The sequence below is a fragment of the Pseudomonas sp. UBA7530 genome, assembly GCF_002479365.1.
Classification (GTDB): Bacteria; Pseudomonadota; Gammaproteobacteria; order Pseudomonadales; family Pseudomonadaceae; genus Aquipseudomonas.
The window spans coordinates 24,746-44,566 of the sequence record NZ_DLMS01000013.1 but is presented as its reverse complement, the minus strand read 5'-3'; the positions used below and the strand labels follow the sequence as shown (position 1 = coordinate 44,566).

20 protein-coding genes are annotated in these 19,821 nt (G+C 63.5%); 14 read left to right on the top strand and 6 right to left on the bottom strand.

Features of this window, described 5'->3' with window-relative positions; genetic code table 11:
* Positions 1-142: 142 nt before the first annotated feature.
* Positions 143-1,360 carry a YihY family inner membrane protein gene (locus tag B2U07_RS20730; protein ID WP_275547292.1) on the bottom strand — a complete coding sequence of 406 codons (1,218 nt, stop codon included), beginning with the start codon at positions 1,358-1,360 and terminating at the stop codon, positions 143-145.
* 137 nt (positions 1,361-1,497) lie between these two features.
* On the opposite strand from B2U07_RS20730, the gene arsC reads away from it, so the two are divergent.
* Genes arsC through B2U07_RS20710 form a run of 4 tightly spaced genes read left to right on the top strand, consistent with a single transcriptional unit; the run spans position 1,498 to position 3,534 of the window.
* The gene (gene arsC / locus B2U07_RS20725; RefSeq protein WP_275547293.1) at positions 1,498-1,851 is read left to right on the top strand and encodes an arsenate reductase (glutaredoxin); all 354 of its coding nucleotides are present in this window, start codon (positions 1,498-1,500) and stop codon (positions 1,849-1,851) included.
* On the top strand, positions 1,848-2,444 hold the full coding sequence (gene wrbA / locus B2U07_RS20720; RefSeq protein WP_275547294.1) for an NAD(P)H:quinone oxidoreductase: 597 nt from the start codon (positions 1,848-1,850) through the stop codon (positions 2,442-2,444). Before arsC ends, wrbA begins: the two co-directional genes overlap by 4 nt.
* 2 nt (positions 2,445-2,446) lie before the next feature.
* Entirely contained in the window at positions 2,447-2,857 is a 411-nt protein-coding gene (locus B2U07_RS20715; protein ID WP_013716364.1) for a DUF2069 domain-containing protein, read from the top strand.
* Complete coding sequence (locus tag B2U07_RS20710; RefSeq protein ID WP_275547295.1) at positions 2,857-3,534, top strand: alpha/beta fold hydrolase; 678 nt, start codon at positions 2,857-2,859, stop codon at positions 3,532-3,534. Before B2U07_RS20715 ends, B2U07_RS20710 begins: the two co-directional genes overlap by 1 nt.
* Before the next feature lie 78 nt (positions 3,535-3,612).
* On the opposite strand, the gene hda is transcribed toward B2U07_RS20710, so the two are convergent.
* The 4 genes from hda to B2U07_RS20690 all read right to left on the bottom strand — a co-directional run bounded on the left by hda (position 3,613) and on the right by B2U07_RS20690 (position 7,738).
* Positions 3,613-4,317, bottom strand: a complete 705-nt coding sequence (hda, locus tag B2U07_RS20705) for a DnaA regulatory inactivator Hda (protein WP_275547296.1) — start codon at positions 4,315-4,317, stop codon at positions 3,613-3,615.
* 183 nt (positions 4,318-4,500) lie between these two features.
* A complete protein-coding gene (locus B2U07_RS20700; RefSeq protein WP_275547297.1) occupies positions 4,501-5,442 on the bottom strand; it encodes a hypothetical protein in 942 nt (313 codons plus the stop codon).
* A 110-nt stretch (positions 5,443-5,552) separates the two neighbouring features.
* Positions 5,553-6,623 (bottom strand): AI-2E family transporter, encoded by a 1,071-nt coding sequence (locus tag B2U07_RS20695; RefSeq protein ID WP_275547298.1) that lies wholly within the window; start codon positions 6,621-6,623, stop codon positions 5,553-5,555.
* A 71-nt stretch (positions 6,624-6,694) separates the two neighbouring features.
* The gene (locus B2U07_RS20690; RefSeq protein ID WP_275547299.1) at positions 6,695-7,738 is read right to left on the bottom strand and encodes a DUF2066 domain-containing protein; all 1,044 of its coding nucleotides are present in this window, start codon (positions 7,736-7,738) and stop codon (positions 6,695-6,697) included.
* A 234-nt stretch (positions 7,739-7,972) separates the two neighbouring features.
* Between B2U07_RS20690 and purM the strand changes: the two genes are divergently transcribed.
* The 3 genes from purM to B2U07_RS20675 are packed head-to-tail and all read left to right on the top strand — an operon-like array spanning position 7,973 to position 10,400.
* The gene (gene purM, locus B2U07_RS20685) at positions 7,973-9,031 is read left to right on the top strand and encodes a phosphoribosylformylglycinamidine cyclo-ligase (RefSeq protein ID WP_275547300.1); all 1,059 of its coding nucleotides are present in this window, start codon (positions 7,973-7,975) and stop codon (positions 9,029-9,031) included.
* Positions 9,031-9,675, top strand: a complete 645-nt coding sequence (purN, locus tag B2U07_RS20680; protein ID WP_275547301.1) for a phosphoribosylglycinamide formyltransferase — start codon at positions 9,031-9,033, stop codon at positions 9,673-9,675. The genes purM and purN overlap by 1 nt, the downstream gene beginning before the upstream one ends.
* 8 nt (positions 9,676-9,683) lie before the next feature.
* Entirely contained in the window at positions 9,684-10,400 is a 717-nt protein-coding gene (locus B2U07_RS20675) for a DUF3108 domain-containing protein (RefSeq protein ID WP_197857881.1), read from the top strand.
* An 82-nt stretch (positions 10,401-10,482) separates the two neighbouring features.
* Here B2U07_RS20675 and B2U07_RS20670 read toward each other — a convergent pair whose 3' ends face one another.
* Positions 10,483-11,691, bottom strand: a complete 1,209-nt coding sequence (locus B2U07_RS20670; protein WP_275547302.1) for an ammonium transporter — start codon at positions 11,689-11,691, stop codon at positions 10,483-10,485.
* A 370-nt stretch (positions 11,692-12,061) separates the two neighbouring features.
* Here B2U07_RS20670 and B2U07_RS20665 point away from each other — a divergent pair, with 370 nt between their 5' ends.
* The 7 genes from B2U07_RS20665 to B2U07_RS20635 all read left to right on the top strand — a co-directional run bounded on the left by B2U07_RS20665 (position 12,062) and on the right by B2U07_RS20635 (position 19,803).
* Positions 12,062-12,379, top strand: a complete 318-nt coding sequence (locus B2U07_RS20665; RefSeq protein ID WP_197857879.1) for a DUF883 family protein — start codon at positions 12,062-12,064, stop codon at positions 12,377-12,379.
* 8 nt (positions 12,380-12,387) lie between these two features.
* Positions 12,388-12,747 (top strand): phage holin family protein, encoded by a 360-nt coding sequence (locus tag B2U07_RS20660; protein ID WP_275547304.1) that lies wholly within the window; start codon positions 12,388-12,390, stop codon positions 12,745-12,747.
* Positions 12,744-13,040 carry a hypothetical protein gene (locus B2U07_RS20655; protein WP_197857877.1) on the top strand — a complete coding sequence of 99 codons (297 nt, stop codon included), beginning with the start codon at positions 12,744-12,746 and terminating at the stop codon, positions 13,038-13,040. Before B2U07_RS20660 ends, B2U07_RS20655 begins: the two co-directional genes overlap by 4 nt.
* 96 nt (positions 13,041-13,136) lie before the next feature.
* On the top strand, positions 13,137-14,300 hold the full coding sequence (locus tag B2U07_RS20650; protein ID WP_275547305.1) for an EAL domain-containing protein: 1,164 nt from the start codon (positions 13,137-13,139) through the stop codon (positions 14,298-14,300).
* A 72-nt stretch (positions 14,301-14,372) separates the two neighbouring features.
* Entirely contained in the window at positions 14,373-15,704 is a 1,332-nt protein-coding gene (locus tag B2U07_RS20645) for a deoxyguanosinetriphosphate triphosphohydrolase (protein ID WP_275547306.1), read from the top strand.
* A 12-nt stretch (positions 15,705-15,716) separates the two neighbouring features.
* Positions 15,717-16,781 (top strand): FUSC family protein, encoded by a 1,065-nt coding sequence (locus tag B2U07_RS20640; RefSeq protein ID WP_296277685.1) that lies wholly within the window; start codon positions 15,717-15,719, stop codon positions 16,779-16,781.
* A gap of 70 nt (positions 16,782-16,851) precedes the next feature.
* Positions 16,852-19,803 (top strand): HD domain-containing phosphohydrolase, encoded by a 2,952-nt coding sequence (locus tag B2U07_RS20635; protein WP_275547308.1) that lies wholly within the window; start codon positions 16,852-16,854, stop codon positions 19,801-19,803.
* Positions 19,804-19,821: the final 18 nt, after the last annotated feature.

Genomic DNA, 19,821 nt, shown 5'->3' with positions numbered 1-19,821 from the left:
TGCCAGCCCCCGGCACTGCATTCATTGACGTCCAGTCTGGTGCCAGGGCCACAGCACAGCGGGGCAAGGCCGTTTACTGACGTTTTTTGTCACGTGGTATCGCGACCTCGTCGCCCCGTTCGACATTTCTTAAGAGACTCCGTCAGCCCTTTCCCGGCAGCCACTCAGCGAGACTAGTGCCAAACTGCTGCTCGCGCTGCGCCTGCACGCGCTCTAATCCTTCACGCAATGCCGGATACCAGGGCTCATCGAGCTGCGCCGGGAGTTGCGACAGGCTCGGCAACGGCCAGGGGCTGCACTCAAGCAGCTTGTAGACGGGGAATGTGTGCAAATCCCGGCACAAGACCCAGCCACCGCCACTGGCTCTGCACGCCAGGTGCTCGCGTTCGAGAAAATCCATCACCTGGCTCCACTCGTCCTCCGGCAGGCGCCAGCCGGCACGTTGCATGTCGCCGTAATGCAGGGCCTCGCCCTTCTGTTGGCGTTTCAGCAAAAGACGCAGCACCACCAGCAGGGTCAAACCTCTTGGAATGGGCTCTCGACGCCAGTCCCTGGGCTGAGACAGGCCGTACACCAACTCGGCGCCCAGCAGCACGATCAGCCAGGACAGATAGATCCACACCAGAAACAGCGGCACCGTGGCGAACGCCCCATAGATCAGGTGGTAACCGGGAAACAATCGTACGTAGAGGCCGAATAGTGCCTTGGCGACTTCGAACAGAATGGCTGTGAACAGGCCACCAAGCAGCGCGTGACGCAGCGGCACGCGGGTATTGGGGACTGCCGCGTAAAGCAAGGTGAAGGCGGCGATACTCGAAAACAACGGAGCGAACGCCAACAGCGTCTTGGCGCCAACCACGGCGTCCGGCCCGGAAATCAGCGACAGAGAGGCGATATAGGTGCTGACCGCGAACCCGGCGCCGAGCAGCAAAGGCCCGAGGCTGAGAATTGCCCAGTAAAGCAGGAAGCTGGACATGCCGCGGCGCGGCTGACGCACCCGCCAGATTACGTTGAAGGTCTTCTCGATGGTCACCAGCATGAGAAAAGCGGTAACCGCCAGCAAGCCCACGCCGAACCAGGTCAGTTGCCGCGCCTGCGTGGTGAACTCGCGCAGATATTCCTGCACCGTCTCACCGGTAGACGGTACGAAATTGTGGAAGATGAAGCCCTGGATATCCTCGCCGACGCCCTGGAACGCTGGAATCGCCGAGAGCATGGCGAAGGTCACGGTCATCATCGGCACCACGGCGAACAGCGTGGTATAGGTCAACGCCGCTGCGTTGCCCGCGCCGCGGTTTTCCACGAAGCGCTTGTAAAGACACAGCCAGAATCCCAGCCAGTCCTTGAGACGAACCTGCATGACCTCTCCTTAGCCCTCAAACCTAAAAAGACAGTGCGCCGCGTAAAAAGGTCGCAGCAAAGCGGCTCGCTGGTTTTCGTGCATCCACGCACCAGGCGGTTAGAATAGCCGCCACTTCAAGCCGGATGCGAGCCACCATGACCGACCTGACCCTTTATCACAACCCGCGCTGCTCCAAATCCCGCGGAGCGCTGGAACTGCTCGAAGCCCGCGGCCTGCAACCTGAGGTGGTGCGCTACTTGGAAACCCCACCCAGCGCCAGCGAGCTCAAGAGCCTGCTGGGCAAGCTGGGCATCACCGCCCGTGACCTGCTACGCAGCGGCGAGGACGAGTACAAGGCGCTGGGCCTGAGCGATACCAGCCTGAGCGAAGCGCAACTGATCGAAGCCATGGTCGCGCATCCCAAACTGATCGAACGCCCGATCCTGATCGCCGGCGACAAGGCCGTGATCGGTCGCCCACCGGAGAAGGTGCTGGAGCTGCTGGCATGAGTACGCCTTACATTCTGGTGCTCTACTACAGCCGCCATGGCGCCACTGCGCAGATGGCCAAGCAGGTTGCCCGCGGCGTCGAGATGGCCGGCCTGGAAGCACGTCTGCGCACGGTGCCAGCGGTTTCCAGCGAATGCGAGGCCGTCGCCCCGAGCGTGCCTGAGGACGGCGCCATGTACGCCACCCTGGACGACCTGAAGAGCTGCTCGGGCCTGGCCTTGGGCAGCCCGACCCGTTTCGGCAACATGGCCGCACCGCTCAAGTATTTCCTCGACGGCACCAGCAACCTGTGGCTCACCGGCGAGCTGGTCGGCAAGCCGGCTGGCGTGTTCACCTCTACCGCCAGCCTGCATGGCGGCCAGGAAACCACCCTGCTGTCGATGATGCTGCCACTGCTGCACCACGGCATGTTGCTCTGCGGCCTGCCCTACAGCGAATCGGCTCTACTCGAAACCCGCGGTGGCGGCACGCCCTACGGCCCCAGCCACCATGCCGGTGGCGACGGCAAACGCGCGCTCGACGAACATGAAGTCGCCCTGTGCCGCGCGCTGGGCCAACGCCTGGCGCAGATCGCCGGCAAACTGGAGCACTGATCGTGGCCCGAGCCAAAAAGCCTTTGCCCAGCCTCGAATGGCTGGAGCCACGGGTCAAACTCAGCCGAGCGCTGAGCCTGTTCAGCTTCATCGCGCTGCTGACCCTGCTGCTGGTATGGAACCTGGCCTTCGCCGACCTGCATGGTGCCCGCGTCGGCGTGGTACTGGCCATCCAGCTGCTGCCATTGGCCCTGCTGGCACCTGGCATCGCCATGGGTAATGCACGCGCTCACGCCTGGGCCTGCTTCGTGGTCAATATCTACTTCATTCAGGGTGTACTCGCCGCCATCGACCCGGCGCGCGCGCTGTTCGGCGCTCTGGAGGCGGTAATCAGCTTCGGCCTGTTCTGCTGCGCCCTGCTCTACACCCGCTGGCGCTTTCAGTACGACCGCAAGAAGGCCGGGGAAGCCTGATGCGCCTGGTGCTGCTGCCTGGCCTCAATGGCAGCAGCGCCCTTTTCTCGCCTCTGCTCGCCGAGCTTGGGGATTTCGACTGCCACACCCTCGAACTGCCCGCTCATGGACCGCAGGACTATGACAGCCTGGCGCAGCCTATAACCGAGCGACTGGGCAGCGCGCCCTTCGTGCTGCTGGGCGAATCCTTTTCCGGCCCCCTCGCGTTCAGGCTTGCCTTGCGCAATCCCTCTGGACTGCGCGGCGTGATCTTCGCCGCCTCTTTTCCGACCCGCCCCAACGCTGCCCTGGCGCTGCTCAAGCACCTGCCCATGCCCTTGCGACTCGCGACGCAGCCTTGGCTGCTACGCGCGATGTGCCTTGGCCAGGACGCGAGCGATCAGACCCGGCACCTGATACAGAAAGAAATCCTTGGCTTGGACAAGACGCTGATACGCGCTCGCCTTCACACGCTGGCGACGCTGCAAGCACCGCAACAGCAGCTCGATCTGCCCGCCCTGCATCTATGGCCGCAGCAGGATCGCCTGGTTGCACACAAGGTGGCCAGGCAGCTGGCCCATGCCTGCAGCGACATCCGCCAGATTCGCCTGGATGGTCCGCACTTCATCCTGCAGACACAGCCTAAGGTCTGCGCGAGGGCAATCGCCGAATTCATGCAGGGACTGTGCGCGAGTTGACCCGTAGCCCGAAATCCGGGAATAACGGGATTCCCGGATCGCATCCGGACTACGCGATTTGAGGCTTGCCGCTCTTGCCTACCAGCCCAGCGTTTCCTTGAGGAAGGGAATGGTCAGCTTGCGCTGCGCCTGCAGCGAGGCCTGGTCGAGACGTTCCAGCAGTTGGAACAGCGCACTCATGCTGCGCTCGCCGCGGGTGAGAATGAAACGGCCGACCTCATCGCTCATCTGCAAGCCCCGACGCGAGGCCCGCAGTTGCAGAGCGCGCAGTTTGTCCTCGTCGGACAGCTCGTGCAGCTGGAAAATCAGCGCCAGGGTCAGGCGCGATTTAAGGTCAGGCAACTGGATCGGCAACTCGCGCGGCGACATGGTGCCAGCCAGCAGCAGACGCCGGCCGCTATCGCGCAGACGATTGAACAGGTGGAACAGTCCCTCCTCCCAGTCGCTACGACCCGCCACTGCATCGAGGTCGTCGAGACAGACCAGCTCGCACAACTCCAGATTGTCGAGTAGCTCCGGGCCGTGCTGCACCACCTCACCGAGCGGCAGATAGACTACCGCCTCGCCACGCTGCTCGAAACGCAGGCAGGCCGCCTGCAGCAGATGGCTGCGTCCGACACCTTCGGCGCCCCACAGGTAGATCAGGCTCTCCGTCCAGCCGGCATCGGCCTCGCACAGACGCTCGACATAGCCCAGGGCCGCGGCGTTGGCGCCGGGGTAGTAGTTGGCGAAGGTGGCGTCATCACGCAGACGCACCCCCAGAGGCAGCTGGATAGGTTTCATGCAGGGCTCGGCGGCTCATCGGAACCGCTGTTGGACTCTCCGTAAAGGCGGGGCAGTTTATATCCTTCACCGCAGGGTGTCACTGACGCACTATTCTCGTTAATTCAATGCGTTAGCTCGTCTTGCCGGACAACGGAGCGGGCCTACGTTGCCTGCTCCCACCAATCCGTGGCCTGTCAGCGTTCAGCGGATGGCCGAGTCGACCGCAAAAACCTCTGGCGAACGGTAACGGCGTATCATCTCAGGCAGGGTCTCCCCGTCGCCGGTCTTGCGGATCAGCCAATAGTTGATCGCCGCCATGTCGGTGAGGAACTCCTTGCAACGCTTTCGTGCCTCGGCGATAGCGTCGTAGGAGAACCACAGAACCTGTGCCTCCATGCGCTCGGGGCTGCGGTAGAAGCTGCCGATCACATTGACATGAACACTCTTGAGCAGTTCTTCATGGCCGGCGAAACCACCCTGCTCGATACAGGCCCAATACAGGTCCTCTGAGCCATCGGGGATGAAGGTGTCCACCCAGAGGCGATAATCCGCATCGATGATGATCGACCTCACCATCGAGTGCAGCTGGTCCTGATCCACACTCTCGAGCGGGTTGGACTTGCAGAAAGTGGCGAGTGCGCGAACCTCCCGCAACAATGACTCGGAGCCGCCACCGATGCGGTTGTAGCCCTCCATCAGCTCATTCAGGCTGCTGCGAAACTCGGCAATCTGCGCGCTGCCGCCCTCGATGCTGTCCAGCAAGGGGTAGATCTGATAGTTGTAGGCACAGATAGAGTTGATGAAATCGCCCATGGCGCGCTTGGTGCTCGACATGGACTCGAGCAGTTCGGCGGAATGTTCAGGGTTGATCCTGAGGCTCTTCTCCAGTCGCTCCAGTCCCGCGCCGACCGAATGCTGCAAAGGGGCAGCGCGCTCGACGATCTCCTTCACGTAAATGCCCGACAACTCGCCCAGCGCAGATTGAAACTCATCGACAGTCACCGCACGAACGGATTCGTCCAGTTGACGGCGCTTGGTCTCGCGGGCTTTCAGGCGCTGGTTCACCATAAAGGTGATCGCCGAAGCCAAAATCGCCAGGCTCGTGGCCACATCCACTCCCAGCTGGACAGTCGAAAACTCCATTTTTCCTCCCTGGCAATCCGTTTATTTACATACTCAGCTTGGGTCACATCGATTCAAAGCTGGTACAGCGGTAATTCCGCGAAGCGCTTACACCCAGTGCCGTCAATCACTCAATTGACGGGTGGCGAACCACCGTACAACCCCGAGAGCCGGTACAGATCATGCGCATGGCGCAGCAACACCATGATCACCGCGGCCACCGGCAAAGCCAGCAGCACGCCGGTAAAGCCAAACAGCTGGCCGCCAGCGAGAATGGCGAAGATAACCGCGACCGGGTGCAGACCGATGCGGTCACCCACCAGCATGGGTGTCAGCACCATGCCTTCGAGCAATTGACCGATCATGAACACCACGCCGATGCCGAGCAGCGGATAGGGATCGAGGCCGAACTGGAACAGCGCCGCGCTCAATGCCGCACCGATACCGACGATGAACCCCATATAGGGCACGATACTGGCCAGGCCGGCGAGCACGCCGATCAACAGCCCAAGCTCCAACCCCACCAGCATCAGGCCAACGGAATAAATCACGCTCAGCGCCAGCATCACCAGCAACTGGCCGCGCAGGAAGGCGCCGAGCACCTCATGGCATTCGCCGGCCAGCTTGACTACCAATCCCTCGCGTTGACGCGGCAGTAAACCTCGCACGCGTTCGACCAGCACATCCCAGTCACGCATCAGGTAGAAGCTCACCACCGGGATCAACAGCAGATTGCCCAGCCAGGCCAGCAGCGCCAGCCCCGAAGACGTGGCCTGGGCCAGCACCACCTTGAGCACGTCGGTGGTCTTGCCGATGTTGTCAGCGAATACCTGCTTGAGTTGCTCGAGCTGCAACAGGTCATCCTGCAATCCGAGGTGCGATTGCGACCAGGGCAAGGCGGTGCCCTGCAGCCAGTCGAGCATCTCCGGCGCCAGCTGATACAGGCGCACCAACTGCCGCCCGAGCATGGGCACCAGCACTAGCAGAAGAATCAGCAACAGCAGCGCGAACAGGGTGAACACCACGATCACGCCGCCGGTGCGCGACAGGCGATGCCGCTCGAGACGGTCGACCAGCGGATCACCCAGGTAGGCCAGCAGGATGCCCACCAGAAACGGGGAAAGAATCGGGTGCAGCAGATACAGGAGCCAGCCGAGCAGAAACAGCCCAGCCATCCATAGCCAGCGGGTGGAATCGGTCATGCTCGCGTCCTCGATGCGAAACGGCGCCCGAAAGGCGCCGTGAAACAGGGCTGTGACTAGCGGTGGAAATTCTACCAGCGAAAGCGCAGCTGATCGGTGCGCGGTTTCACCTGAGGGGCCTCTTCTGCGGGGCTCTGCTGCGGCCCCTGGACCGGCTCAGCGGCATCGAGCGGTTCGCTGACTTCCTGCAGTTGCCCCAGTGCCAGCTGCGCGCGCAACTGCTCCGGACTGGCGCTGACCTGATAAACCAGGCGCTGCCCATCGATTTCCTGTAGACGCGCGGCGAACGGCTCGAGGAGGCGCTCCAGCGCAGCAAAACGGCCCAGATCAGCGCCTTCGATCACCAGCGTCAGGCTTTGCGCCGCGCCAGGCTTGACGACAAAACGCGGGGCCAGACGCTCGGCCACCGCCAGCATCACCGCATCGGCCAGCGCGGCCTGATCGGCGGCCTCGGCCTTGCCCTGCTCACGTTCGTCTCCCAGCCACAGGCGCCAGGTCGCCTGCCAGTTGCCGCCGCTTTCGGCCGCCTGTACCGCCAGCAAAGCGTCGGCGCCATAGCGCTCGGACGCTTCGCGCAGCGCCTGCGGATCATTGGCCAGCAAGGCATCGGCACTGCCCAGCGCCTGCTCGCTCAGATCCGCCAGCGGCAAACGCAGTGGCAGGCCACGATGTTGCGCGGCATCGCGCAGCAGTGCTGATGCACCCTGGCTCTCGCCGACCAGTTGACTGCCTTCCGGCGACTCGTTGAGCCACCAGGCGAGAATGGCCGGACGGTTGGCCCCCCACAGGGCCAGCCCCGCCTGGCGTAATTGCCGGTCAGTGCTGGCTGGATCGAACTCAACCAGCAGTGCGTCGCCTTCGTAACCGTACTGGCTGACGATTTGCTGGGGGTCCTTGCGCAGCCCTTCCAGCGCCGAGTTCTGCAGCGCCTTGGCATCGCCGGTCAGGCGCAGCACCAGGGTCTGCAGGGCTTTCTGCATCGCCGCGTCACGGCTTTCCGGTTGCTGGTCCGCTACGGGTTCACGCACCTGATACAGGCCGGCAACCGGCGCGGCCAATGCCGGCAGGCTCAGGAGCGACACAAGGAAGAACATCAGGCGGACAGACAAACGCATGGGGCGGCTCTCGCGAAGGGATAATGGCGTGCGCAAAGGCCTATACCTTAAACAGCCGCCTCTGCCCCGGCAACCAGAGCCATTGCCTGCGACGAAGCGCATCCACGCGAGTGGCCGCTACCGGGCAAGCCTGATAAAATCGCGCGCCTTCGCCAGCCGGTACGCGCACCGGGCTCCTGAGAGCCTGCGCCACGTCGGCGCCTACACGAACTCCCCATCCAAAGGCCCGGATCTATGAGCAAGCAACCCTCCATCAGCTACAAGGACGCAGGCGTCGACATCGATGCCGGTGAAGCCCTGGTCGAGCGCATCAAAGGCGTCGCCAAGCGCACTGCCCGTCCGGAAGTCATGGGTGGCCTGGGCGGCTTCGGCGCCCTGTGCGAGATCCCGGCTGGCTACAAGCAGCCGGTGCTGGTGTCCGGCACCGATGGCGTCGGCACCAAACTGCGCCTGGCGCTGAACCTGAACAAGCACGACAGCATCGGCCAGGACCTGGTCGCCATGTGCGTCAACGACCTGGTGGTCTGCGGCGCCGAGCCGCTGTTCTTCCTTGACTACTACGCCACCGGCAAACTCAACGTCGACGTGGCTGCCACCGTGGTCACCGGCATCGGCGCCGGTTGCGAGCTGGCCGGCTGCTCCCTGGTCGGTGGTGAAACCGCCGAAATGCCGGGCATGTACGAAGGCGAAGACTACGACCTGGCCGGCTTCTGCGTCGGCGTGGTGGAAAAGAGCGAAATCATCGACGGCTCCAAGGTCGTCACCGGCGACGCGCTGATCGCCCTGCCCTCCTCCGGCCCGCACTCCAATGGCTACTCGCTGATTCGCAAGATCATCGAAGTCTCCGGTGCCGACATCGAGCAGGTGCAACTGGGCGGCAAGGCGCTGACCGACCTGCTGATGGCGCCGACCCGCATCTACGTCAAGCCGCTGCTCAAGCTGATCAAGGACACCGGCGCGGTCAAGGCCATGGCCCACATCACCGGCGGCGGCCTGCTGGACAACATCCCGCGCGTACTGCCGCAAGGCGCCCAGGCGGTGATCGACGTAGCCAGCTGGAATCGCCCGGCCGTGTTCGACTGGCTGCAGGAACAAGGCAACGTCGACGAGCACGAAATGCACCGCGTGCTGAACTGCGGCGTCGGCATGGTCATCTGCGTCGCCCAGGATCAGGTCGAGGCAGCCCTGGCCAGCCTGCGCGCCAGCGGCGAGCAGCCCTGGGTCATCGGTCAGATCACCGAAGCGGCCGAAGGCGCGGCTCAGGTTCAGTTGAACAACCTGAAAGCCCACTGATGCCCTGCAATGTCGTCGTCCTGATCTCCGGGTCAGGCAGCAACCTGCAAGCGCTGATCGACAGCCTCGGCCACGACGGCAATCCGGCTCGCATCGCCGCGGTCATCTCCAACCGCGCCGATGCCTATGGTCTGCAACGGGCGCAACGGGCCGGCATCGCTACCGAACTGCTTGACCACAAGCAGTTCGACGGCCGCGAAGCCTTCGATGCGGCCCTGATCCTGGCCATCGATGCCCATCAGCCCGATCTGGTGGTGCTGGCCGGCTTCATGCGCATTCTTACGCCGGGCTTCGTTCAGCACTATGCTGGGCGCCTGCTGAACATCCACCCCTCGCTGCTGCCCAGGCACAAGGGGCTGCATACGCACCAGCGAGCGCTGGAGGCTGGCGACAGCGAGCACGGCTGCAGCGTGCACTTCGTCACCGAGGAACTCGATGGTGGCCCTCTGGTCGTACAAGCTGTGCTGCCAGTGACGGCAGACGACACGGCCGAAAGCCTGGCCAGTCGCGTGCATCAGCAGGAACACCAGATCTATCCCCTGGCCGTACGCTGGTTTGCCGAAGGCCGCTTGCGTCTCGGCGTCCGAGGCGCAATGCTGGATGGCCAGCCGCTACCCGCCAGCGGCCACCTGATTCGAACCTAGGAGACTCTATGCGTCGTGCCCTGCTGTTCGCCATGACACTGTTCGCCCTGCCAGCCCTCGCCGAGGACCTGCAGCCTTTCTCCGCCAGCTATACCGCCGACTGGAAGCAGCTGCCGGTAAGCGGCAGCGCCGAGCGCAGCCTCAAGCACGAGGACGACGGTCGCTGGACACTCAATTTCGAGGCCTCGATGCTGGTCGCCGGCCTGACCGAAGAAAGCACCTTCCGCGTCGACAACGGAGCCCTGCTACCGCTGACCTATCGCCTCAACCGCAGCGGCCTGGGCAAGGGCAAGAAGGTCGAGCAGGACTTCGACTGGGAGCAGAAGCAGGTTATCGGCAACGACCGTGGCGATGCCGTAACCTTTCCCCTCAACCGCGGCCTGCTGGACAAATCGACCTACCAGATCGCCCTGCAGCAGGACGTTGCAGCCGGCAAGAAGAGCGTGAGCTACCAGGTGGTCGATGGTGATGAAATCGAAACCTACGACTTCCGTGTGCTGGGCGAGGAAGTGGTACGCACCAAGGCCGGCCTGATCGATTCGATCAAGGTCGAGCGTGTGCGTGACCCCACGCAGAGCACCCGCAAGACCGTACTGTGGTTCGCCAAGGATTGGGGCCACCTGCTGGTGCGCCTGCATCAGGTGGAAACCGACGGCAAGGAATACCAGATCATGCTCAAGGAAGGCACAGTCGCCGGTAAGGCAGTGGAAGGCCGCCGCGACTGATTGGCGCACGAACAAAAAACCGGGCAAATGCCCGGTTTTTTATTGGCCATCAAGGCGCTGATCGGGCAGCGCCCGATAAGTATCAGTCCTGACTCATCGCACCAATCCTGTGAATCGACAGGTCGGCGCCGTTGTACTCCTCTTCCTGACTCAGGCGAATGCCCAGGGAAGTCTTGAGCAGGCCATACACCGCAAAGCCGCCGACCAACGCGATCACCACACCCAGCGCCGTGCCGATCATCTGGCTGGCCAGGCTCACGCCACCCAGGCCGCCAAAGGCTTCGAGCCCGAAAATGCCGCAGGCGATACCGCCCCAGACGCCGCATAGGCCATGCAATGGCCACACGCCGAGCACGTCGTCGATCTTCCACTTCACCTGAGTCGCGGTAAAGGCCCAGACGAACAGCGCACCGGCGATAGCGCCCGTGGCCAGTGCGCCGATCGGGTGCATCAGATCCGAACCGGCGCAGATCGCCACCAGGCCGGCGAGCGGGCCGTTGTGCAGGAAGCCAGGGTCGTTACGACCGACCGCCAGCGCCGCGACGGTACCGCCGACCATGGCCATCAGCGAGTTGACGGCCACCAGGCCGCTGACGCCTTCGAGCGTCTGCGCGCTCATCACGTTGAAGCCGAACCATCCGATGATCAGGATCCATGATCCCAGCGCCAGAAATGGAATGTTCGACGGTGCCATGGCCACCAGCTTGCCGTCGCGGTAACGACCATTGCGGCGACCGAGCAGCAGCACCGCACCGAACGCCAGCCAGCCGCCCATGGCATGCACCACCACCGACCCGGCGAAGTCATGGAAGCCTGCACCGAAGCGCGTTCCGAGCCAGGCCTGCACACCGTAGTTGGCGTTCCAGATCATGCCCTCGAAGAAGGGATAGACGAAGGCCACGATCAACACCGTGGCGCATAGCTGCGGGCCGAACTTGGCGCGCTCGGCAATGCCACCGGAGATGATCGCCGGAATCGCGGCGGCGAAGGTCAGCAGAAAGAAAAACTTCACCAGGCCATAGCCATGGTGTTCGGTCAGCACAGCGGCCGGCTCAAGGAAGTGGATGCCATAGGCGACCCAGTAACCGATGAAGAAGTACGCCAGCGTGGAAATGGCGAAGTCCGAAAGAATCTTCGACAGCGCATTGACCTGGTTCTTCTGCCGTACCGTACCTACTTCGAGGAAGGCGAAACCGGCATGCATGGCCAGGACCATGATCGCACCCAGCAGGATGAACAGAGTATTGGAGCCGTGAATCAGCGTGGCCACGGCACTATTGATGTTTTCCATCGAAGAATGAAAACTCCGGAGGCAGAGGAAAAGGCACCAAACCAAGGCATCTCTCGAAAATTCGCACCACAATGCAGCCAGACTGCAGGGTACGCCCCCGAAGAGTGCCGACAGGCGGCCCTGAAATGGCGCCACCGAAATCGACTGATCGATGCTTATTTCTTTTTAATCAAGTGGTTATGCGCGAAACAGACCATCCTGAGCCAAACCCGAAAGGCCCCATTGCAGGGCATCGCTGGCTTTCGCGCACCAGCAAAATGCAATCGCCATACCAAACGCCAAACCGGTCACTCTGCGACTATTCTTGTGGAACCCTGGCGCCGCCGAGCACTCGTAAACCATACATACCCAATGCAGAGGACTGCTCGCCATGCCAAACAAAGCCGCTATTTCAAGCACCAAGGACGCCCTGCTGGATGAATTCCAGGCTCTGGTCAGCGACACCGAGAAGCTCCTGCAACATTCCGCCAGCCTCGCCGGTGAACAGGCCGAAGCCCTGCGCGACGATATTCGCAGCAGCCTGGGCCGCGCCCGGGAAACCCTGCATGATGCCGAGGCCAGCCTGCGTCAGCAGGGCAAGGTCGCCGTCGACGCCACCGAAGAGTACGTCCACAAGCATCCGTGGCAGGCCGTCGGCGTAGCAGCCGCTGTCGGCCTGGTGCTCGGCCTTATGATGAGCCGTCGTTGACAGCGCCCATGTCCAAGGACTCTTCAGCCCGTCGTCTAGGGGCAGCGCTGCTCGGCCTGTTGCAAGGCCACATCGCGCTGATCGCCCATGAACTGGAGGACCAGCGCAACCAGGCACTGCGTGCGCTGCTGCTCGGGGGCCTGTGCTTCAGTTTTGCTCTGCTTCTGTTGTTCGGTTTGTCCGTTCTGTTGTTGGTCATCTTCTGGGACAGCCACCGCCTGGCAGTGGCCATCGGGTTGTGTGTGTTCCATGGAGCGGGCCTGCTAGCCTGCGGTACCTGGCTGGTGCAGAGCTTGCGGAACGCTGAAGCGCCTTTCAGCGCGACGCTGGAAGAATTGCAACGAGATAAGGAGCAACTGTTGCCATGACCACTCCAACCATGCCCCCAGGCGCGTCACCGCGCGAGATGCGCAAGGCCGTGCTGCGTATGCGCCTGGAAATGCGCCGCCAGGAGGTTCGCCATGAAGCGTTGCAGCTCACCAGCCCGCTACGCCAGGCTCGTGACTACGGACAACGCTTGCGCCAGGGTACTGCACCATTCTGGCTCGCAGGTGGAGCAGCGACGCTGACCGCGTTGCTGGTTCGCAAGCGGGGCATGCGTAGCTTGTTGCGCCTGGCGCTGCTGGTCATTCCGTTGCTTCGGCACCGTCCCATGAGGTAGCAAATACGGCCACCCTTGCGAGGAGTGGCCGTAATCTTGCTTGGTCGAGCAGTCTGCCGCTTCATGCGGCCAACTGCTCGCAGCTAAGGACATTCAGTGCTCGACGGACAGCCATTCGCCGTCTTCCAACCCTTCATCGACACGGCCACTGGCCGCATAGCTGGCGTTGAAGCGCTGGCCCGGCTGCGCGATGGCAGTGGTCAGGAGCGTTCAGCTGGCCACCTCTTCGCTGATCCGAAAACGCCCACCGCAGCCCTGCGGCGCCTGGACCGCCAAGTCCGTGAAGATGCGCTGCGGCGCTTTGGCGAAGCCCCCAGCGACTGGTTTCTCAGCCTGAACATTTCGCCGCGCTGGATCAGCCTGTTGCGCCCCGCCCAACCCCTTCCCAGTCTGATTCAACTCCAGCGCAGCTGTATCGACCCCGCGCGCATCGTCTTCGAAATAACCGAACTGGGTGGCGCCCGACAGCGGCTGCCCGACGTGGTCGCGCGCTACCGTGAAGCCGGCGCGCGTATCGCCATCGACGACTTCGGTGCCGGCTACTCGCAGCTCGACCGCGTGCTGGCCTTGCAGCCGGACATCCTCAAGCTGGACATGCGCCTGTTTCAGGAAGCGGCGCGTGGCGGCCCCAGCGGCGAGGTGGTCAAGGCCCTGGCGCAGATGGCGGAGAAAACCGGCTGCTGGATCATCGCCGAAGGGGTGGAGACCGAAGCCGAACTGAACTTCGCCCTGGAGTGCGGCGCACGCTATGTGCAGGGTTTTCTCTTCGCCAAGCCCGAGCGGGAGCTGTTCGCCAGCGATGCCTTCGTCGGCCGTTTCGCACGTTTGCGCGACAGCTACGTGCAGCAGAAACTTGCCGAGCGTGCGCGTCTGCTCAACCTGCGCCAGCAGTTGACCGAACTGATGGCCGAGCTGCGGGCCTGGGCCGAAAGCGGTGCTGCGGCGAGCAGCCTGCGCGCACCGAATAACTATCCCTGGCTGCTGCGCACCTATCAGTGCGACCGCCATGGCACCCAGCTGACGCCGAACCTGGAATGGCGCCAGCACGCCTGGCAGGCAGATGACCGCTACCTCGGCCACAACTGGTCGTGGCGCCCCTACTTCTATCAACTGCTGGCCGAAGGCTGGGAGGAACGGCGCCTGACCCTGTCCACCACCTACCGCGACGCCACCACCAACCAGTACTGCCTGACGGCTGGCCAGTTCATCGACAACGGTCGTCGCCTGCTGTTGGTGGACATCGACGCCGCCGGCCTGTAGCCAACCCGGGGTTGCAGGCAGCGGCACGAACAACCAAGCTAGGGGCCCGGATCAACCTGGCGAGGATCGGCCTTGGATTGGCACACCCTGCTCACCCGCGAACGTCTCGGCAAACCCGCGCCCGGCTCGGCAGAGCTCGGACGCAGCCCCTTTCACAAGGATCATGACCGCATCATCTTCTCCGGTGCCTTCCGCCGCCTGGGGCGCAAGACGCAGGTGCATCCGGTTTCCAGCAACGACCATATCCATACCCGCCTGACCCACTCGCTGGAAGTCAGCTGTGTCGGCCGCTCCCTGGCCATGCGCGTCGGCGAGATGCTGCGTGACGAACTGCCCCAGTGGTGCACGCCCAGCGATCTGGGCATGGTCGTGCAGTCGGCCTGTCTGGCTCACGACATCGGCAACCCACCGTTCGGCCATTCCGGCGAAGACGCCATCCGCCACTGGTTTCAGCAGGCCGCCGGGCGTGGCTGGCTGGATGCGATGAGCGATGCCGAGCGCTGCGACTTTCTCAATTTCGAAGGCAACGCCCAGGGCTTTCGCGTGCTCACCCAGCTCGAATACCACCAGTTCGACGGCGGCACACGGCTGACCTACGCGACCCTCGGCACCTACCTCAAGTACCCCTGGACGGCGCGCCATGCCGACGCCCAGGGCTACAAGAAACACAAGTTCGGCTGCTACCAGAGCGAGTTGCCGCTGCTCGAACAGATCGCCGCCAAGCTCGAATTGCCGCAGCTCGAGGCCCAACGCTGGGCGCGCCACCCACTGGTCTATCTGATGGAGGCGGCGGACGACATCTGCTACGGCCTGATCGACCTGGAAGACGGCGTGGAGATGGAGCTGCTCGATTACACCGAAGTCGAGGCGCTGCTGCTGGACCTGGTCGGCGATGATCTGCCGGAAACCTATCGCCAGCTCGGCCCCCGGGACTCGCGCCGGCGCAAACTGGCGATCCTGCGCGGCAAGGCCATCGAGCACCTGACCAACGCCGCCGCCAGCGCCTTCGTCGAGCAGCAGCAGGCAATGCTCAACGGCAGCCTGCAGGGCGATCTGGTCGAACACATGCACGGCGCGGCCAAGCGCTGCGTGCAGAGCGCGAAGTCACTGGCCCGGGAGAAGATTTTCCACGACAAGCGCAAGACGCTGCACGAGATCGGCGCCTACACCACGCTGGAAATCCTCCTCAATGCCTTCTGCGGCGCGGCGCTGGAACAGCACAGCGGACGCGCGCTGTCATTCAAGCATCGGCGCATCCTCGACCTGCTCAGCTATTACGCGCCTGAACCGGGCTGGCCGCTGTATCGCTCGTTCATGCGGGTGATCGACTTCATCGCCGGCATGACAGACAGCTACGCTACGGAAATGGCCAGGGAGATGACCGGCCGTTCGAGCCCGGTCTGACGAAAAGCGCACATGAAGAACCTGATTCGCAACAGCTTCACCTGGCATGCCGGCCCACCGGCCTGGGGCCCGGCCGTGGTGGCCGGGCTGGGCTGTGCACTGCCGCTACTGCTCGGTCTGTTCACTGCTCATAGCGGGTTTCTCTGGGCCTCGGCCGGCGCCTTCCAGGCCGCGCAGGCCAATCCGCTGCACCGCTTCGGCATGTTGCGCATGCTGCTGCTCACCGGGCTTGGTGCCTGCAGCGCGGGCCTGGGTTTCTGGGCCGGTAGTCACCCGCTGGTCAGCGTGGGCATTTTCGCCGCCTTCGGCCTGCTGCTGGCCTGGCTGCAGCGCTTCGGCAGCGAGGCCGGCAAGCTGGGTATCGGCCTGTGCATCTGTGTCTGCCTCGGCCAAGGGCAGTTCGGCATCGGCAATCTGCATAATCCCTACGCGGTGGCCATGCTGTTCACCCTCGGCGGGTTGTGGGTGATGTTGCTGGCCTTCGGCCTGCGCGGCCTCCATGGCCTGCGCATGTGGCCGTACATGCCGCGTTTTCTCGCCGTTCTCAAGGTACTCAAGCGCCACGCGCAGCGCCTGCCACGCCAGCAATGGCGCCTGCATGCGCTGGCCTGCATGCTGGCTTTCGCCGCCTCCGGGCTGATCGTCAACCTGGCCGGCCTGTCGCGTGGTTACTGGCTGACGCTGACCGTCATCAGCACGCTGCAGCTGGAGTTCCAGGGCAGCCTGGTACGCGCGCTGCAGGCCAGCCTGGCCAGTCTCGCCGCCGCCGGCCTGCTGATCCTCTTCGGTCACAGTCTGCAAAGCCCGCCAATGATGGTGATGACGCTGCTGGTACTGGTCATCCTCAGCCGCGCGTTGCAGGCCAATCACTACGGTTTGTTCGTGCTGCAGACCAGCCTGTGCTTCGTGCTCCTGGCGGAAAGCCTGTCGCAGGACTGGCACCTGGCCGAGGTGCGCCTGCTCAACGCGCTGATCGGTGTCGCCCTGACTCTGACCGTGGCCCTTCTGGTGCATGGCCTGCGCCTGCAACTGAACAAAACGGGCAAGAGCGAGGACGCCTCACAACAGCCCTTATAACGTTTAGGCAGATTCGTTCACTCTTCACTATGCTGTGGAAGCCTGCAGCGCCCGCAAGGAGTGAAGTGCGATGCTCAATACCGCCGTTGCGCGGGAACGCCGTTTCCCTCTGCACGTTCATATCAGTGTTCTGTTCACGCTTCTGCTGCTGTTCACCGGTGTCGTGCTGGGGTTGTTCAATTACCAGCAGACCAGCCGGCTGATTTTCTCCAGCAGCTCGACACTCTTCGAGCGCATCCAGCACGACGTGCAGCGCGATCTGGACAACACCTATCGCCCCATCCGCCACCTGCTCAGCCTGCTGGCGCTGCACCCGGCCGCCCAGGCGGAAACACTCGATGAACGTTTGGAAATGCTGCCGCTGTTCGTCCAGGCACTACGCGACAATCCCAAGCTGGCCTCGATCTATCTCGGCTACGAGGACGGCGACTTCTTCATGGTCAGGCCACTGCGCAGCGAGGCGCTCAAGCAGCTCTTCGACGCACCGGAAAACGCCGCCTATCAGGTCTGGACCATCGACCGCAGCAGCGCCGGAACCGAGAGCGACTATCTGTTCTACGACGGCTCGCTGAACCCGCTCAGCCGCCGCCAGAAGCTCAGCGAACCCTACGATCCGCGACAGCGCGATTGGTTCAAGCGCGCCCGCGGCGACGGCGGGCAGATCACCACCGCGCCCTACCTGTTCTTTTCCAGCCAGGAAATCGGCACCACCCTGGCCAGGCGCAGCGGGCTGACCACCGTACTCGGTGCCGACCTCACGCTCGACGATCTCTCCGCCACGCTGGCCACTCACCGTGTCACGCCCAACAGCCAAGTGGTGCTCGCCGACGCCGACGGCAACGCGGTGGCCTACCCGGAGAGCAACCGCCTGCTCAAGGAGGTCGAGGGCAAGGTATCGCTGGTCAAGGTCAGCGAACTCGACCCGGCGCTAGGTGAATTGCTGTCCGGCCACCTCAACGAACAGGACGAGGGCATTGTCGAACTGGCCAGACAACGCTGGGCAATGGCCCACCGGCACATTCAGGAAGGCGGCCCGCAGGGTCTGCATCTGGCGCTGCTGGTGCCCGAGCAGGAACTGTTGGCCGAGGCCTATCGCATCCGCTGGCAGGGCGCGTTGATCACTTTGACCACGCTGCTGCTGTGCCTGCCGCTGGGCTGGCTGACCTCGCGTCTGGTGGCCAAACCCCTGCGCAGCCTGGTGCAGGAAGCGCAGGCCATCCGCCGCTTCGACTTCAGCCACCCGGCCAGTGGCCGCTCGCCGATTCTCGAAGTCGACCAACTGGCAGTGTCGATGGGCAGCATGAAAGACACCCTGTCGAGCTTCCTCGACATCGCCGCCAGCCTTTCCGCGGAAACCCATTTCGACATGCTGATCAAACGGGTGATGGACGCCACCGTTTCCATCAGCGATGCGCAGGGCGGGCTGCTCTATCTGCTCGACAATGACAACGATAGACTGGAGCCCCAGGGACTGGTGATCGACGGTCAGAGCCGCAGCCTCGCCGAGCTGGGCATCCATGCACTGGCCCACGCAGATCCGACGCTACCCGCCTGGCTGCAACGCCCGGCCAGCGGCGGCGAAAGCGTTGCCACCTCCATCGGCTTCGATCAGGCGGGCGAATTTCAAGGACTGCTCTCGGCCATGGACAGCCCGCGCCTGCACTTGATCGCCGCCGGCCTGCACAACCGCCAGGGTGACACGGTCGGCGTACTGGTGCTGTTGCAACGCGATAGCGGCGAGAACAGCGAAAGCATGCTCAGCCGGGACCGGGTGGCCTTCGTCGACGCAGTCTCCGGCAGCGCCGCCCTGTGCATCGAGAGCCAGCGTCTGCTGGCCCGGCAGAAGCAACTGCTCGATGCCTTCATCCAGCTGATCGCCGGCGCCATCGATGCCAAGAGTCCCTACACCGGCGGCCACTGCCAGCGCGTGCCGGAAATCACCCTGATGCTGGCGCGCGCCGCAGCCGCGAGCGACGCACCCGAATTTCGTGACTACAACCCCAGCGACGAGGAATGGGAAGCACTGCATATCGCCGCCTGGCTGCATGACTGCGGCAAGGTCACCACCCCCGAATACGTGGTCGACAAGGCAACCAAGCTGGAAACCCTGTACGACCGTATTCACGAGGTGCGCATGCGCTTCGAGGTGCTCAAGCGCGATGCCTGGGTCGCCTACTGGCGTGGCCGCGCCGAAGGCGGAGACGACACCGCGCTGGCGGCCCTGCGCGACCAGCTGCTGAGCGATCTGGACGACGAATTCGCCTTCATCGCGCGCATCAACCTGGGTGGCGAGGCCATGGCCGATGCCGACCAGGCACGTCTCGGGCAGATCGCCGAAAGACGCTGGCTGCGCACTTTGGACAACCGCCTGGGCGTTTCCTGGGAAGAGGCCAAACGCCTGGAGCGCACGGCGACCGACGAACTGCCGGTGGAAGAGGCGCTACTGGCCGACCGCCTCGATCATCTGATCGAGCGGCCGGCTCAGGAGCTGATCGCGTCGGACAACCGCTGGGGCTTCAAGCTGGAGGTACCGCCCTACAAGTTCAACCGTGGCGAGTTGCACAACCTGAGCATCGCCCGCGGCACGCTGACGGCCGAGGAACGCTACATCATCAACCATCACATCGTGCAGACCATTCTGATGCTCGACCGCCTGCCTTTTCCCAGGCACCTGCAGAGCGTCACCGAGATCGCCGGCGGGCATCACGAAAAGATGGACGGCAGCGGCTATCCCAAGCGCCTGACGCGCGAGCAGATGAGCCTGCCGGCGAGGATGATGGCGATCGCCGATATCTTCGAAGCGCTAACCGCGGTGGATCGCCCGTACAAGAAGGGCAAGACGCTGTCGGAAGCGCTGAACATCATGGTAGGCATGTGCAAGGGGGCGCACATCGACCCGCAGCTGTTCGCTCTGTTCGTCCGTAGCGGCATCCATCGACGCTACGCCGAACGCTTCATGCGGCCCGAGCAGATCGATGAGGTAGACGAGCAGGCACTGCTGGAAAAGGCAGGCATTGTGTAGGAGCGGTTTTATTCGCGA